Origin of the sequence: Acinetobacter sp. ACNIH3 (assembly GCF_002918965.1) — a bacterium.
Lineage (GTDB): Bacteria > Pseudomonadota > Gammaproteobacteria > Pseudomonadales > Moraxellaceae > Acinetobacter > Acinetobacter schindleri.
The window spans coordinates 1-13,437 of record NZ_PQLP01000008.1; the positions used below are offsets into that span (position 1 = coordinate 1).

At 53.5% G+C, this 13,437-nt stretch carries 17 protein-coding genes and 1 pseudogene; 15 read left to right on the forward strand and 3 right to left on the reverse strand.

Annotation, left to right across the window (positions count from 1 at the left end; translation table 11 throughout):
• A pseudogene (locus C3420_RS05540) lies at window positions 1-206 on the forward strand (IS5/IS1182 family transposase); the annotation flags it as partial.
• Between the two features lie 195 nt (window positions 207-401).
• Here C3420_RS05540 and gorA read toward each other — a convergent pair.
• Window positions 402-1,754 (reverse strand): glutathione-disulfide reductase, encoded by a 1,353-nt coding sequence (gene gorA / locus C3420_RS05545; protein WP_103799859.1) that lies wholly within the window; start codon window positions 1,752-1,754, stop codon window positions 402-404.
• 78 nt (window positions 1,755-1,832) lie between these two features.
• Window positions 1,833-2,998, reverse strand: a protein-coding gene (locus C3420_RS05555) for an IS3-like element ISAba22 family transposase (RefSeq protein WP_085944217.1) whose coding sequence is annotated in 2 segments (ribosomal slippage) — window positions 1,833-2,740 and window positions 2,740-2,998 — 1,167 coding nt in all. Because the reading frame shifts where the segments join, the coding sequence is not laid out codon by codon here.
• 90 nt (window positions 2,999-3,088) lie between these two features.
• On the opposite strand from C3420_RS05555, the gene istB reads away from it, so the two are divergent.
• The 9 genes from istB (at window position 3,089) to C3420_RS05600 (ending at window position 9,477) form a co-directional block, all read left to right on the forward strand.
• On the forward strand, window positions 3,089-3,847 hold the full coding sequence (gene istB / locus C3420_RS05560) for an IS21-like element ISPst3 family helper ATPase IstB (protein WP_074964445.1): 759 nt from the start codon (window positions 3,089-3,091) through the stop codon (window positions 3,845-3,847).
• Between the two features lie 520 nt (window positions 3,848-4,367).
• On the forward strand, window positions 4,368-4,811 hold the full coding sequence (msrB, locus tag C3420_RS05565) for a peptide-methionine (R)-S-oxide reductase MsrB (RefSeq protein ID WP_003464965.1): 444 nt from the start codon (window positions 4,368-4,370) through the stop codon (window positions 4,809-4,811).
• Window position 4,812: 1 nt separating this feature from the next.
• Complete coding sequence (msrA, locus tag C3420_RS05570) at window positions 4,813-5,352, forward strand: peptide-methionine (S)-S-oxide reductase MsrA (RefSeq protein WP_003464967.1); 540 nt, start codon at window positions 4,813-4,815, stop codon at window positions 5,350-5,352.
• 140 nt (window positions 5,353-5,492) lie between these two features.
• The gene (locus tag C3420_RS05575) at window positions 5,493-6,197 is read left to right on the forward strand and encodes a glutathione S-transferase N-terminal domain-containing protein (protein WP_005006007.1); all 705 of its coding nucleotides are present in this window, start codon (window positions 5,493-5,495) and stop codon (window positions 6,195-6,197) included.
• Window positions 6,194-7,162, forward strand: coding sequence for a magnesium and cobalt transport protein CorA (locus C3420_RS05580; RefSeq protein WP_002118270.1), 969 nt, complete (start codon window positions 6,194-6,196; stop codon window positions 7,160-7,162). Before C3420_RS05575 ends, C3420_RS05580 begins: the two co-directional genes overlap by 4 nt.
• Before the next feature lie 91 nt (window positions 7,163-7,253).
• Complete coding sequence (locus C3420_RS05585; protein ID WP_005006003.1) at window positions 7,254-7,562, forward strand: hypothetical protein; 309 nt, start codon at window positions 7,254-7,256, stop codon at window positions 7,560-7,562.
• Window positions 7,563-7,607: 45 nt separating this feature from the next.
• A complete protein-coding gene (locus tag C3420_RS05590) occupies window positions 7,608-8,621 on the forward strand; it encodes a zinc-binding alcohol dehydrogenase family protein (RefSeq protein WP_002118279.1) in 1,014 nt (337 codons plus the stop codon).
• A 72-nt stretch (window positions 8,622-8,693) separates the two neighbouring features.
• On the forward strand, window positions 8,694-9,125 hold the full coding sequence (locus tag C3420_RS05595; RefSeq protein WP_005006001.1) for a GlcG/HbpS family heme-binding protein: 432 nt from the start codon (window positions 8,694-8,696) through the stop codon (window positions 9,123-9,125).
• A gap of 58 nt (window positions 9,126-9,183) precedes the next feature.
• Window positions 9,184-9,477: a DUF1330 domain-containing protein gene (locus tag C3420_RS05600; RefSeq protein WP_103799860.1), complete on the forward strand. Its 294-nt coding sequence runs from the start codon at window positions 9,184-9,186 to the stop codon at window positions 9,475-9,477.
• 325 nt (window positions 9,478-9,802) lie between these two features.
• Here the strand turns inward: C3420_RS05600 and C3420_RS05610 are convergent, their stop codons facing one another.
• Window positions 9,803-10,273 (reverse strand): TlpA family protein disulfide reductase, encoded by a 471-nt coding sequence (locus C3420_RS05610; RefSeq protein ID WP_103799861.1) that lies wholly within the window; start codon window positions 10,271-10,273, stop codon window positions 9,803-9,805.
• 185 nt (window positions 10,274-10,458) lie between these two features.
• Here C3420_RS05610 and C3420_RS17775 point away from each other — a divergent pair, with 185 nt between their 5' ends.
• The 5 genes from C3420_RS17775 (at window position 10,459) to C3420_RS05630 (ending at window position 13,157) form a co-directional block, all read left to right on the forward strand.
• The gene (locus C3420_RS17775) at window positions 10,459-10,584 is read left to right on the forward strand and encodes a hypothetical protein (RefSeq protein ID WP_256380712.1); all 126 of its coding nucleotides are present in this window, start codon (window positions 10,459-10,461) and stop codon (window positions 10,582-10,584) included.
• A gap of 156 nt (window positions 10,585-10,740) precedes the next feature.
• Window positions 10,741-11,343 (forward strand): sulfite oxidase-like oxidoreductase, encoded by a 603-nt coding sequence (locus C3420_RS05615; protein ID WP_003464980.1) that lies wholly within the window; start codon window positions 10,741-10,743, stop codon window positions 11,341-11,343.
• On the forward strand, window positions 11,336-12,082 hold the full coding sequence (locus C3420_RS05620) for a ferredoxin reductase (RefSeq protein ID WP_002118292.1): 747 nt from the start codon (window positions 11,336-11,338) through the stop codon (window positions 12,080-12,082). Before C3420_RS05615 ends, C3420_RS05620 begins: the two co-directional genes overlap by 8 nt.
• Window positions 12,083-12,535: 453 nt before the next feature.
• A complete protein-coding gene (gene grxC, locus C3420_RS05625) occupies window positions 12,536-12,808 on the forward strand; it encodes a glutaredoxin 3 (RefSeq protein WP_005005995.1) in 273 nt (90 codons plus the stop codon).
• Between the two features lie 67 nt (window positions 12,809-12,875).
• A complete protein-coding gene (locus tag C3420_RS05630; protein ID WP_003464986.1) occupies window positions 12,876-13,157 on the forward strand; it encodes a DUF427 domain-containing protein in 282 nt (93 codons plus the stop codon).
• The last annotated feature ends 280 nt before the right edge of the window (window positions 13,158-13,437 follow it).

The following is a 13,437-nucleotide window of genomic DNA, read 5'->3' on the forward strand; positions in this document are numbered from 1 at the left end:
AACGTTTAGGCAGGACACTATGGAAAAAATGGTCAGGCTATCATCGGCGAAGTTTGGTTGAAACTAAGATGCATTGCATCAAATTATTAGGAGATAAACTCAGTGCAAGGAGTTTTGATAGCCAAGTGAATGAGATCCATGCACGTGTAGCAGTCCTTAACAGATTTACGGAATTAGGTCGACCACTTACCCAAGTTACGCCTTAAATTTGGCTCAATTAGGGGCGCTTTGCATTTCAAATCTTTGTGCAACAAAGCCGAGCATGTGCTGTTTGTGATAAATTGAGATTATGTTGAGTGAGTTCTCTAATAATTCTAAGTTGTTGAAAGTTCATAATTTGGATATAGAATATAAAAATAAGAGCAAATATATAAATAAATGCTCTTTTAGATGATCAATGATTAACGCATTGTGACGAATTCTTCAGCAGAAGTCGGATGAATTGCTAAAGTGTTATCGAAGTCTTTTTTAGTTGCTCCCATTTTTAAAGCAACAGCAAAGCCTTGCAGAATTTCATCCATACCGTATCCAATACCATGAATTCCGACCACTTTCTCATCAGTTCCTACACAAATTAATTTCATTTTTGTGAGTTGTCGATGTTCTGTTATCGCTGTATACATGGATGTAAAGGAAGAACTATAAATTTTGATGGCATCTTTACCAAATTTTTCTATGGCTTGATCTTCGGTTAATCCAACTGTTCCAATAGGTGGGTGACTAAACACCACAGTCGGAATATTTTCATAATCTAAATGTTCATTTGGCTTATTGTTAAATAAACGTTCAGACAGTCTTCGACCCGCTGCCACAGCAACAGGTGTTAACTCGACTTTACCTGTAATATCACCCACTGCATAAATGCCAGACTGTGTTGTATTTTGATATGCATCAACATGAATAAAGCGATTCTCGTTCAATTGAACTTGAGTCTTATTAAGATTGATCGCTTCAGTTGCAGGTTTTCTACCAATTGCCCAAATCAAGCAATCTACACTATGTTCTGTACCATCTTCTAGGTGTAATACAAGTGAGTTATCTTGAACTTTAGTCACTTTGTTAATCTGACTATGAGTATGCACGTTAATATTTTCACTGCGCATATTCTCTAATAGTGTTTTACCAAGGAAATGATCTAATCCACGCAAAGGCTGATGTTTACGAATAAATAATTGTACATTCGAACCCAATGCATTAAGAACACCTGCCAATTCCACAGCAATATAGCCAGAACCAACAATAGCAGTCCGCTTCGGTAAGTGTTCTAATCCGAAGAAACCATTGGAATCAATACCATATTCAGCACCTTCAATTTCAGGTTTGAATGCTTGAGTCCCCGTAGCAATTAAAATATGGTCAGCTGTGTACGTTTTACCATTTACTTCAATTGTTTGAGCATCTAAAAATTTTGCAAAACCTCGAATGACATCAACATTATTTTTAGCTAGTCCTGTGTCATACGATGTATGTATTCGGCTGATATAGGCTTGTCTGTTTTCAACTAATTTCTTCCAGTTAAAGGATTTCAATTCTGTATTAAAGCCATAGTCAGGACCATATTTATGAATCGCATCGGCAATTTGAGCTGAATACCACATCACTTTTTTAGGAACACATCCTACGTTGACACAGGTTCCACCAATATCACCCATTTCTATCAGTGCACATTTCTTACCATACATGGCAGCACGATTGACTGATGCAATACCGCCACTGCCTCCGCCAATCGCAATATAATCATAGTGTTTAGACATAAATGAAATTCCTGTTTTTTAGATTTAAAAAGTTAATGATATACGCTGAATTATCAGGAGACTTTCCCTTGGGAGATTCTAGGCAGCCAACTTATAAAAGTCTTCGGCCATTTGATTTGGTGTCTTAAAACCCAAACCCTTTTGAATTCTTCGATGATTATAAAATAATTCAATGTATTTTATAATATCTGCTTTGGCTTCTTCTCTGGTTTGATAGTTGTAATGATGCACTAACTCATTTTTCAGTATTCCCCAAAAGCTTTCAATCGGTGCATTATCGTAACAGTCTCCGCGCTTGCTCATTGAACCTTGAAAACCATATTGCTCAAGTATATTTCGATATTCATGGCTGCAATATTGACTTCCTCTGTCTGAATGCACAATCAGTTCTTTGGTTGGTTTTTGATTGTGAATAGCCATATTTAGCGCATTACAAACAAGCTGTGCTGTCATGCGCTCATTTAAGCTATAGCCAACCACTTGTTTCGTGTAAAGGTCTTTTACCGCTGCTAAGTACAGCCATCCTTCAACAGTCCATATGTACGTAATATCACTTGACCATGCTTGATTTGGTCTAGTCATTGAGAATTGTTGCTCCAGCAGGTTTTCATAGATCGCTCGATTATGGTCACTATTCGTAGTCCTTTTAAAACGCTTGTGTCGCTTACAATACAGGTGGTTCAGCGCTTTTATCTGACGTACAGCGTACATACTCATTTTTATGCCCTGAGCTTGTAAGTATTTGGTTAATCGAATATAACCATAGCTCTGCCTTGTCTCCTCATGGGCTATTTTCACCAATATCGTCTGTTGATTTCGTTGAATCGTTCTTTTGCTCACGCCTCTCTTGAGCCAATCATAAAAACATGAAACTGAAACATGAAGTAATCGAGCCATTAAGGTAATTGGAAAAGAATATCTTTTTTGTTTCATATAGGCGTACCTTACTGACTTTCTTTGGCAAAGTACGCTGCTGCCTTTTTTAAAAATTCACGTTCCATTTCAGCTATTTTGAGCTGTTGTTTGAGTTTTTTATTTTCTTCGAGTAGAGCGTTTAGATCAGGTGAATACTGTTTTGTACCTGCTAAAGTTCCAGCCTTTGCTTTGGTATTCCAATTTGAAAGAGTTTGCATTGAAATGCTAAGTTGTCTAGCTGTTTCCGAGACATTGCCTTGATTGGCTTCAATTAATTTGATGGCTTCAGCTTTAAATTCTGTGGTGTAAGTCTTGTGTTTCTTGCTCATGGTAAACTCCTGATGAGTGTGTTTAGTTTACCAAGTTAAAACCTCCTGTTTTTTCAGCACACATCACTCAAGGAGCTGCGCCTGCACGGCATGGCCACGGCCTGGGCGGAGTTGACTGCGCAGGGTGAGTCGAACACAGCCTCGTCCAAGTGGCTGCTCGAACACCTGCTGGAACAAGAGCACACAGATCGCGCCATGCGCTCGGTGAGCCACCAGATGAACATGGCCAAGCTGCCGATGCACCGCGACCTGGCCGGCTTCGACTTCAGCGCCTCCAGCGCAGACGCTCGTTTGATCAGCGAACTGGCCAGTCTGGCCTTTACCGACACCGCGCAGAACGTGGTGCTGATCGGTGGGCCTGGCACCGGTAAAACCCACCTGGCCACTGCGCTGGCCGTGTCCGGCATCACCCGGCACGGCAAGCGCGTGCGCTTCTACTCCACGGTCGATCTGGTCAATCTGCTGGAGCGCGAAAAGCACGACGGCAAAGCCGGGCGGATCGCCCAAGCTCTGCTGCGCATGGATCTGGTCATCCTCGACGAACTGGGTTATCTGCCCTTCAGCCAGGCCGGCGGTGCGTTGCTGTTTCACCTGCTATCCAAGCTGTACGAACACACCAGCGTGGTGATCACCACCAACCTGAGCTTCGCCGAATGGTCGAGCGTGTTCGGCGACGCCAAGATGACCACCGCCCTGCTGGATCGGCTGACCCACCACTGCCACATCGTCGAAACCGGTAACGAGTCCTATCGCCTGCAACACAGTAGCTTGGCGGCCCAGGCCAAGATCAAATCACGGGAGCGAAAGCGTAAGGGCGGCCAGGAACCGGAGGACGATGAGCCGTTCTGATTTCATGGCGACGACGGCCTGCTACATGGCTGCGTGTGGCAGGTCTTAAACAACTGAACTGGGCTAGCGAAGGAGTGGGGGCAACAGCAGCTGCGCTGGTAGACTTATCCACAGTTGCTGGTAACAAAATCAGCAATCCGCCCTGGGTCAAATTTCAATCGGCAGGGTGGGTCAATTTTCCATCAGCGCCAACACACTAAGCAACCATCAGAAAATTTTGACTGTACGCCAAAAAATTCGCATCTACCAGCATCTAAACAGGCGTTGTTGATTATCATAAAACACTGACACTGTATTATATAATCGTGCTTTTGTGTTATTTTTTTAATATTTACTGATTACGTACTTGCTTAACCACTCAGTTGCGCTAGAATTAATAGACGCGAAATTTAAATCTCTAATTTTCCAACACTTAGTAAAACCTCGTTTGCCATCCCACTACCATTGTAGGAGCAAATCAGGAGACATAAAAAATTAGCGGTAGCGTGCCTGGCCCTCTAGATAAGTATTGGAGACTGTAATGAAGTTTGAAAAGTCACAGACAGCAATCGACCACCTGACTCCCGAGCAACACCGAATTACCCAGGAGGCGGGCACCGAAAGGCCCTTCACGGGCGAGTACAACGACAACAAGGAGCCTGGCATCTACGTCGACATAGTGTCGGGAGAGCCACTGTTCGCTTCGACGGACAAGTTCGATTCGGGTACTGGCTGGCCCAGCTTCACCAAGCCGATCGTTTCGGCAAACGTGAACGAGGTGCGGGACAGCGCACACGGCATGGTCCGGACGGAGGTCAGGTCAGTACACGCAGACAGTCATCTCGGCCATGTGTTCCCCGATGGTCCTTCCGACCGCGGCGGTCTGCGGTACTGCATCAACTCAGCGTCCCTTCGCTTCATCCCGCGCGACGAGATGGAGTCCGAGGGATACGGTGAATATCTCGATCAAGTAGAGGAGGCTTAACATGCATCAGCGCGCTGTTCTCGCAGGAGGATGTTTCTGGGGCATGCAGGATCTGATCCGCAAGCGGCCCGGCATCATCTCGACCCGTGTGGGTTACACGGGCGGCGATATTCCGAACGCCACGTATCGTAATCACGGCACGCATGCCGAGGGGATCGAGATTGTCTTCGACCCGACAGTGACGAGCTACCGGAACATCCTGGAATTCTTCTTCCAGATCCACGATCCGACGACGCTGAACCGCCAGGGCAATGATCGTGGGCTCTCCTACCGGTCGGGCATCTATTATGTCGACGAGGAGCAGAAGCGCGTCGCCGAGGATACGATCGCCGATGTGGATGCCTCGGGGCTGTGGGATGGCAAAGTGGTGACCGAGGTCCAGCCGGTCGGCGAGTTCTGGGAGGCCGAGCCCGATCACCAGGATTATCTGGAGAAGCGCCCGGGCGGCTACACCTGCCACTTCGTCCGTCCCGGCTGGGTGCTTCCGAAGCGCCAAAAGGTTGACGACGTACAGCCAGCGGCCGGGACCGCGGCGGAATAGGCTTCACTGCCGTTGCCACTGCGCCGGTCCGGTCCGCAATCTTCGTGACCGCGTCGTTCAGCGACGCGGTCATCGAACCCTACTTCAGAGTGACGGCTCGTTCCAGTCAGTCGCCATCGCAACACCAGGATCGCAGATTTATGCCAGACCTCTCGTCCTTTCCGATCACGCAGCGCTGGCCGGCATCTCATCCCGATCGCCTGCAACTCTACGCAGCCCCTACGCCCAATGGCGTCAAGGTCTCGATCATGCTTGAGGAGACTGGCCTGGCGTACGAGCCCCACCTGATCGACATCTCGAACAACGAGTCGAAGGATCCGGCGTTCGTGTCGCTGAACCCGAACGGACGCATACCGGCGATCATCGATCCGGCTGGCCCTGACGGTAGACCCATCGCCTTATGGGAATCCGGTGCGATCCTCCTCTATCTGGCCGACAAGACGGGTCAGTTCATCTCCACCGAACCAGGCCAGCGTTACGAGACCCTAGCGTGGGTGTTCTTTCAGATGTCGGCCATCGGGCCGATGTTCGGACAGCTAGGCTTTTTCCTGCGATTTGCCGGCAAGGACTATGAGGACAAGCGACCTCGGCAGCGCTTTGTTGATGAATCCAGGCGTCTTCTCGGGGTCCTGGATCACCGGCTGGAGGGCCGCGAATGGATTGTCGATGATTACTCGATCGCGGACATTGCGACGTTTGGCTGGGTGAATGCGCTGGTCGAATTCTACGCAGCGGGCGACATCCTCGGCCTAAGCAGCTATTCGAACGTGCAGGCATGGCTCGAACGCGGGCTGGCGCGACCGGCTGTACAGCGTGGCCTGCGAATTCCTGCGAGGCCTGCATGACCATTATCGCCGCATATTATTACAACGAAGGTAAGCGAGTCCGTGAAATCAGGCTCGATGAGCACGTCGAACTAAACGAGAATCGCTCGGGCTTCTGCTGGATCGCGCTTAGCGAGCCCACCGCAGACGAACTCAGCGCGATCCAGACGACGTATAACCTCCATCCTTTGGCGATCGACAACGCCATGCACCCGCTGTGCCCGCCCAAGCTCGAGGTCTACAACGATGAGTTGTACGTCGTCGCCCAGACCGCCGAGCTGGTCGGCGACCGGATCAGCTACGGCAAGATGGCGATCTTCACCGGTCACAATCACCTTATCACCGTGCGGCACGGCAATGCCGGAGCGCTGGGCAAACTTCGGGAGCAACTCGAGGCATCGCCGACGCAGTTCGGCAAGGGTGTCGACTATGTGCTGCACGCGATCTTGCACCGAGTGGTCGACCAGTATCTGCCCATCTTCGAAATGATCGAGGACGACGTCCTGGCGATGGAGCGACGGTCGCTGCACGATTTCCTCGGGCCAGAAGAGGTGGCGCGAATCTTCGAACTAAGGTCCGAACTCACGCGGTTCCAGCGCACGCTCGGGGCTATGGCCGAGCTGGTGCGAAAGCTCGTTCGCGGCCACTTTCCCTGCATCAGCGCCGAAATGACACCATATTTCCACGACGTCGCGGACCATGTCCACCGCGTGCAGTCCATGGTCGACGGCCTCCTGCTTGTCCTGTCCACGGTCTTCGAGGCCAGCAGCCTTCTGGAAGCGCAAAGGATCGGTGTGGTCACTCGCCAGCTCGCGGCCTGGGCGGCGATCTTGACGGTCCCGACGGCGATCGCCGGAATATATGGCATGAACTTCAAGCACATGCCGGAACTGGACACGCCATATGGCTACTTCGTCGTGCTCGGAGTGATAGCGGTGTTCTGCCTTCTCCTGTTCATGCGCTTCAAGAAGGCCAAGTGGCTATGAGTAACGCACTTCGCGAGCTTCTCCGTCCGCCGAGTCACAGCGCGCTTTGTGCGCGAGCGTGTCCAATCCAGTTCAAGATGAAGGTGCTTCCATGACCTCCCAGGTGACCGACGTTCTAGAAGCAGTCCAGTCATTCATCGCCAACGGCTATGACCGCGAATACCGCGTCAAGGACGGCAATCTCGTCGATCTCGAACTAGGGTCAACCCTCGATGCATGCAGCATTCGCGTCGATGCGGCGTTGCGCCTCGAGAGCGGGGACGACGGCGAAGATGCCTCCAACATCTACGCGATCACCGATCCGGCGACAGAGCATAAAGGCCTGTTGATCGACGTGTTCGATGAAATCTGCTACCGCGACCCAGTTCAAGAGTCGGGACCTCAATGTAGAAGAAGTTGACTAACGAGCATTCGCGTCATCCGATCAAGCAAGCTGGAGACATTTATGAAAGCCATTGGTTACAAGGTTCCGGGACCCATCGCCGCGGATGCCGCGCTGGTCGACATCAATCTGCCTCGGCCTGTCGCTGCAGGATACGATATCCTGGTTGAGGTGAAGGCCGTCTCGGTCAACCCGGTCGACTACAAGGTCCGCAACAGCACGCCGCCGGCAGATGGCGATTGGAAGGTGCTGGGATGGGATGCCGCCGGGATTGTGCGCGAGGTCGGCCCCGACGTCACGCAGTTCGAGTTAGGCGACGAGGTCTATTATGCCGGATCGATCACACGGCCCGGTACCAATGCGGAGTTCCATCTCGTCGACGCCCGGATTGTCGGTCACAAACCTGCGTCGCTCTCCTGGGCGGAAGCGGCGGCGCTGCCGCTGACGACGTTGACGGCCTGGGAGGCGATGTTCGACCGCCTGGACGTGGCGAAGCCCGTACCCGGTGCGGCGGAGGCGATCCTCATCATCGGTGGCGCGGGCGGGGTTGGGTCGATCGCCGTCCAGATCGCGCGACAGCGCACGGACCTCACCGTCATCGCCACAGCCTCTCGACCGGAAACCCAAGAGTGGGTAAGAGGGCTTGGTGCTCACCACGTCATCGACCATTCTCGTCCGCTCGCGCCACAGATCGCCGAACTCGGCATCGGTGCTCCCGCTTTCGTCTTTTCGACCACACATACCGAGCAACATGTCGCCGACATCGCCGAACTGATCGCCCCACAAGGACGGTTCGGACTGATCGACGATCCCAAGGCATTCGATATCATGGTTTTCAAGCGCAAGGCGGTGTCGATCCACCACGAGCTGATGTTCACGCGGTCGATCTACGGCACGCCCGACATGAATGAGCAGGGCGAGATTCTGGATGCGATGGCAGCGCTGGTTGACGACGGCAAAATCCGCACGACGCTGACCCGGCGACTGTCGCCGATCAATGCCGCCAATCTGAAGACGGTGCATGCACTGATCGAAAGTGGCGCGGCTAAAGGCAAGATCGTCCTCGAAGGCTTCTAACGACCGCGATCGCCAAACATCTTGTCCAACCTCAAAAAGCCGAACGGGTTATGCCCCAGCGATGAGAATCCCATGACCAAATCTATTGCCACCGCCTCGATCAACCGCGAAACCGCAGTCGCCCTCATCGACGCGGCGCTCGCTGCGGCCCGTGCCATCGGCATCCCGGCTGCCGTCGCCGTCGTCGACGCCACCGGTAACCTGCGCGCGTTCGAGCGCACCGACGATGCGCCGTTCCTTACCGTCGATGTTGCCATCGACAAGGCCTGGAGTTCCGCCTCGTTTGGGTTCCCGACCCATGTCTGGAACGACTATGTGACCAACGATCCAAAAGTGGCGCCGCTAGCCTATCGCCCTCGGATGGTCGCTGTCGGCGGCGGTTATCCGATTCTGGAGGATGGGAAGTTGATCGGCGGCATAGGCATCTCCGGAGGCAACTATCAGCAGGATCAGGATGCGTGCGTCGAGGCACTCATGAAAATCGGGTTCCAGTTGCCAGCCTGACGACTGTGAGGCCATCACCGGTGGTAATGGCCAACAGATCCAACCTTTGAGAGGCCTAATGATGGAAGCGTTCGTCGTCTTTACGCGGGAAGAAACCAGCGACCCACATGCACTCGCAACCTATTCTGCAGGCGTCGGACCATCGTTCGATGGTCACAACGTTACCTTTCTCGCCGCTTATGGCGCGATCCAGCATTTGGAGGGGCCGCCCATCGAAGGGGCCGTAATCTTGCGTTTCCCGACGATGCAGGCCGCTCGCGACTGGTATGACAGTCCCGCCTACCAAACCATCGCTGCTCAACGCTTTGCCGGTTCCCGTTACCGCGCCTTTATCATTGAAGGGCGGCGGTGACATACCGACAGAAGCACTTCGGCGCTGACCACGAGGTATCGGCGTGTGAACTCGCATCTTGGGAATCTGTGGGGGGGACCAAGACAGCGGCGCTAGGGGCTCATATCGTCGATCGGATCAGAGAGTTGCTCGGCGAGAATGGGTTATCTATTGCCGAGCTGACGGAGCGGAGCCGCCCTCTCCCAACGGATTGATTCAATCGTTGACGCTCCTCCTATCCGGATCCGGGTTTTCGCACGCTGATCAACAGAGTTACAGCGCGCAACGCCTGTAGTGGGCATCAGGGGATGGGTGGCAATCAGGATGATTGCCCACCTTCCAACGATTAACCTTGCTCAAGTTGCTTCACTAGTCGCTCCGCGTCGAGATGGAAGTCCGAGAAAACAATGCTACCGCCAGCGTCGATAACCGTAAACCACGGAGTTCCTCGTGTGCGGTAGTCTTCCATGAAGGTTGGAAACGGCGAGCCGGTCGGTTGCTCGTCGTGACCGAAAACGATAGGAAGCTCATACTTGAGCTGGTTCACGCGCAACTTCTCGAAGGTATTCTCATGCGTTCCTTCGAAGACGGTCTGGATCACTGCGAACCCCACGTCTTTTGAGCTCAACGCTGCATGCAACTTTTGTAGCGTCGGAAACCCATGCAAATGGCAACCTTGGCACCAATGCTGTAAGGCAAACAAGATTTTCGGGCCGGGCCCGATATCTGACAGTTTGAACGGCGCGATACTTTCCCCATCTTTGCCAATCCATTTTTGCACCCGCAGCTCAGGCGCTTGTCGTTCGATCTCGTTCATCTGATCCTCCAACCCCGATACAGAAGCTTAGTGGATGATCGCGCGTCGCGACGGTGCGCGAACGTCCGACCTTATTTTCCCTATTTCCTGAAGCCAGAATAGATCAGATCGACATTTCGTCCTTAATATACTCAAGCTGCCGGCGAGCGCGAACTGGGCAACCATGCGCTGGTGAGCCTTGAGCTTTGCACGCTGCCCATCCGTTTGAGAGCGAACCTGCAACTTCCGCTCCGCATACCGCAGATCAGCGTACGCAGCCTTGGGGTTATCTACCCTATAGCCATTGGGTATTGGGAATCATGCTGGCCTGACGCTATGTTCGATACGCGATTTTTTACGATGATAGAGCATCTGTATCTGATTTTTAGTCGATTGGCTTATTCGGCGGATGTGCGGGCAAATGCTTTACGCAGAGTACTGAAATGAAGGCCGGCTTCGGTCTGCCGTATCGAGCAAGAGGGGTCACTATGGTCACCAGAGGTTTCACCGGTCGCGGTTCAGGCGACCAGTCCGATCGGATTCCGCCAGGTCAGCATCTGGTGGAGGATTTCCCTGTTCTGTCGGCCGGCCCTACGCCGAGGGTAGAGCCCTCCGACTGGAAATTCACAGTCAAAATTGGTCCGAAGCCCGTCAAAACGTGGAATTGGGGCGAATTCAACACTCTACCAAAGACCCAGGTGACAAAGGATATTCACTGCGTCACCTCTTGGTCCAAACTGGATACCGTTTGGGAGGGTGTACTCATTGAAGACATCCTTGCAGATGCAGAGCTTGATCGGCCTACCGATTTCGTCTTGGCGCACTGCTACGATAATTATTCGACAAACGTCCCTCTGACGGATCTGCTTTCCGGGAAAGCGATGGTCGCCCTCAGTTATGCGGGCAAGCCACTTTCCCGCGATCATGGGGGGCCGGCGCGTCTTCTAGTGCCGCACCTTTACTTCTGGAAATCCGCCAAATGGGTGAATGCGCTGCAATTCACGACGCGTGACGAGGCCGGCTTTTGGGAGCTGCACGGCTATCACATCTACGGCGATCCGTGGCGCGAACAACGATACACCCATGACTGAAAACGAAGCGCAAGTCCGTTCGTGGCAATCATGCGTGATCGACGACATCATCCAGCAAACACCGAGTATCAAGAGCTTCTTCCTTCGGTTGAGCAAGCCGTTCGCGCACACCGCAGGTCAGCACGTCGATATCCGGCTGACCGCGCCCGACGGCTACAGTGCAATGCGCAGCTACTCGATCGCGTCATCGGCAGTTTCGACCCCGATCGTCGAGATAGCTATCGAGCGCATGCCGGATGCCGAAGTTTCGCCGTTTTTTCACGACATCGCGGCGATTGGTGACGAAATCGAAGTTCGCGGTCCGCTCGGTGGCCATTTCCTTTGGCCTGAGCCTGCCATAGATCCGGTTCTGTTGATCGGGGGAGGCTCCGGCCTCGTGCCGTTGATGGCAATGATCCGGCAGCGCCGCGCATTGGCCCAAGCCGTTCCGACAGCGTTGCTCCTGTCCGCACGAACCGCCGAGGACGTTCTCTTCTCAGAAGAACTTCATTGCATCGAAATCAGCGATCCGGCGTTCGTCCTGGCGCTCGCGATTACGCGCGAGAAACCGGTTCGCGCATCGGACTTTGCGCGACGGATCGACGGCATGATGGTCCAAGAAATTCTAACCAGGCTTCAGGGAAAGCCGACGCAAGTGTTCGTCTGCGGGTCTAACGGATTCGTCAACATCGCAACCGATAGCGCGCTGCTGGCGGGCTTGGACGCCTCCATCATCAAGACGGAGCGCTACGGGGGCTAGCGGCGCGAGCTATCTCACGTCGCGCCGATCGTAGACGTGCGCCCTGGGAAGCTTTGGCGATCAACGTGAACCGTTTTGCCGAACACAGTCTTCGTACCCCCCGGCCTCTAGAACGCCTTCGCTCGCGATACCTGGCTCGACATCAAGCTCAATTTGAAAGTTCCTGCACTATCCGTCGTCCTGATATGCTCGACCAGCATGATGGGCGATTCGAGCGGGACCGCTTCCGTCCCAATCGAGGCTCGGTTACCTTAGAGCATCGGCTCGGCGCTACAGGAGGCGCGTGCGGCCTCTGCCTGGCGGTGAAAGCACTTTGGGCCATGTCGCCTGGATAGCGGCCAATCGTCAGCATCTGCTCCGATGTCGGCCAAGGTGCAGTCGCCATCTTTGAACGCCGCGAATTGGAGATCAACGCCATGACAGCGATCCGCGTGCAACTGCCGGAGATGCAATATGACAACTGATGTATTGCTGTACACCACGAATTGGTGCCCGTTCTGCCGCCGAGCGAAGGCGCTCCTCAAGGAAAAGGGCGTGCGATGGAAGGAGCTCGATATTGAGGCGGATCCGGCTCACCGGCAGGCCATGGCGGAAGCGTCGGGGCGAAGCTCCGTGCCGCAGATCTTCATCAATGGCACCCTTATCGGTGGCTCCGATGAGCTATTCGCGCTCGATGTCAGAGGCGAGCTCGACAAACTTCTCGGGCGCAACCCGCCTGCCACCTGAGGAGGTGCGGCTTGGGGCAGCCAGCCCGCGAGCCTTCGCCGGTTGATGAATACAAAAGGAGAGTCCGTTGGTCTCAGCCATCTGGAAAGACACTACTATCGCCACAAGCGACGAAACAGTCATCGTCGAGGGAAATCACTACTTCCCACCGTCAGGAGTCGACCTGAGCCTGCTTGAGATGAGCCCGCACACATCTGTCTGTCCGATCAAAGGCGCCGCGCGCTTCTTTCATGTTCGCGCGGGTGACGCGCTCAACGTGAACGCCGCTTGGACCTATCCCGCCCCCACTCCGGATGCCGAGGGTATCCGGGATTACATCGCTTTCTGGAAAGGCGTGGACGTTGCCTAGCAGACTGGACGGACGACTTCGCTGATAGCCATGCGGGCGCCGACATCTCAATTATCCTGCCCACCCCGGGCCTCGTCGGCTGCAGGAATCTGCCCGGCACCTTAGCGCGACCCGGCACTGGCGGTCTCGCACCCGCCGCGCCTCTGTTCTATCAATAAGGATGGATGACATGGAGCATTCCGAGTTCGATGCCGCTTTCGCGAAGCTTGCGGAGGGATACAGAGAAGGGACTTATGAAGGCCGGCGTTTCAGCTTGATCGTCCGGCGATCTGGGGACGGA

What these genes read in the sequence shown, in the direction of transcription:
- gorA (WP_103799859.1), bottom strand. Translation starts at nt 1,754, where the DNA reads ATGTCTAAACACTATGATTATATTGCGATTGGCGGAGGCAGTGGCGGT.
- istB (WP_074964445.1), top strand. Translation starts at nt 3,089, where the DNA reads ATGGCCACGGCCTGGGCGGAGTTGACTGCGCAGGGTGAGTCGAACACA.
- msrB (WP_003464965.1), top strand. Translation starts at nt 4,368, where the DNA reads ATGAAGTTTGAAAAGTCACAGACAGCAATCGACCACCTGACTCCCGAG.
- msrA (WP_003464967.1), top strand. Translation starts at nt 4,813, where the DNA reads ATGCATCAGCGCGCTGTTCTCGCAGGAGGATGTTTCTGGGGCATGCAG.
- C3420_RS05575 (WP_005006007.1), top strand. Translation starts at nt 5,493, where the DNA reads ATGCCAGACCTCTCGTCCTTTCCGATCACGCAGCGCTGGCCGGCATCT.
- C3420_RS05580 (WP_002118270.1), top strand. Translation starts at nt 6,194, where the DNA reads ATGACCATTATCGCCGCATATTATTACAACGAAGGTAAGCGAGTCCGT.
- C3420_RS05585 (WP_005006003.1), top strand. Translation starts at nt 7,254, where the DNA reads ATGACCTCCCAGGTGACCGACGTTCTAGAAGCAGTCCAGTCATTCATC.
- C3420_RS05590 (WP_002118279.1), top strand. Translation starts at nt 7,608, where the DNA reads ATGAAAGCCATTGGTTACAAGGTTCCGGGACCCATCGCCGCGGATGCC.
- C3420_RS05595 (WP_005006001.1), top strand. Translation starts at nt 8,694, where the DNA reads ATGACCAAATCTATTGCCACCGCCTCGATCAACCGCGAAACCGCAGTC.
- C3420_RS05600 (WP_103799860.1), top strand. Translation starts at nt 9,184, where the DNA reads ATGATGGAAGCGTTCGTCGTCTTTACGCGGGAAGAAACCAGCGACCCA.
- C3420_RS05610 (WP_103799861.1), bottom strand. Translation starts at nt 10,273, where the DNA reads ATGAACGAGATCGAACGACAAGCGCCTGAGCTGCGGGTGCAAAAATGG.
- C3420_RS05615 (WP_003464980.1), top strand. Translation starts at nt 10,741, where the DNA reads ATGGTCACCAGAGGTTTCACCGGTCGCGGTTCAGGCGACCAGTCCGAT.
- C3420_RS05620 (WP_002118292.1), top strand. Translation starts at nt 11,336, where the DNA reads ATGACTGAAAACGAAGCGCAAGTCCGTTCGTGGCAATCATGCGTGATC.
- grxC (WP_005005995.1), top strand. Translation starts at nt 12,536, where the DNA reads ATGACAACTGATGTATTGCTGTACACCACGAATTGGTGCCCGTTCTGC.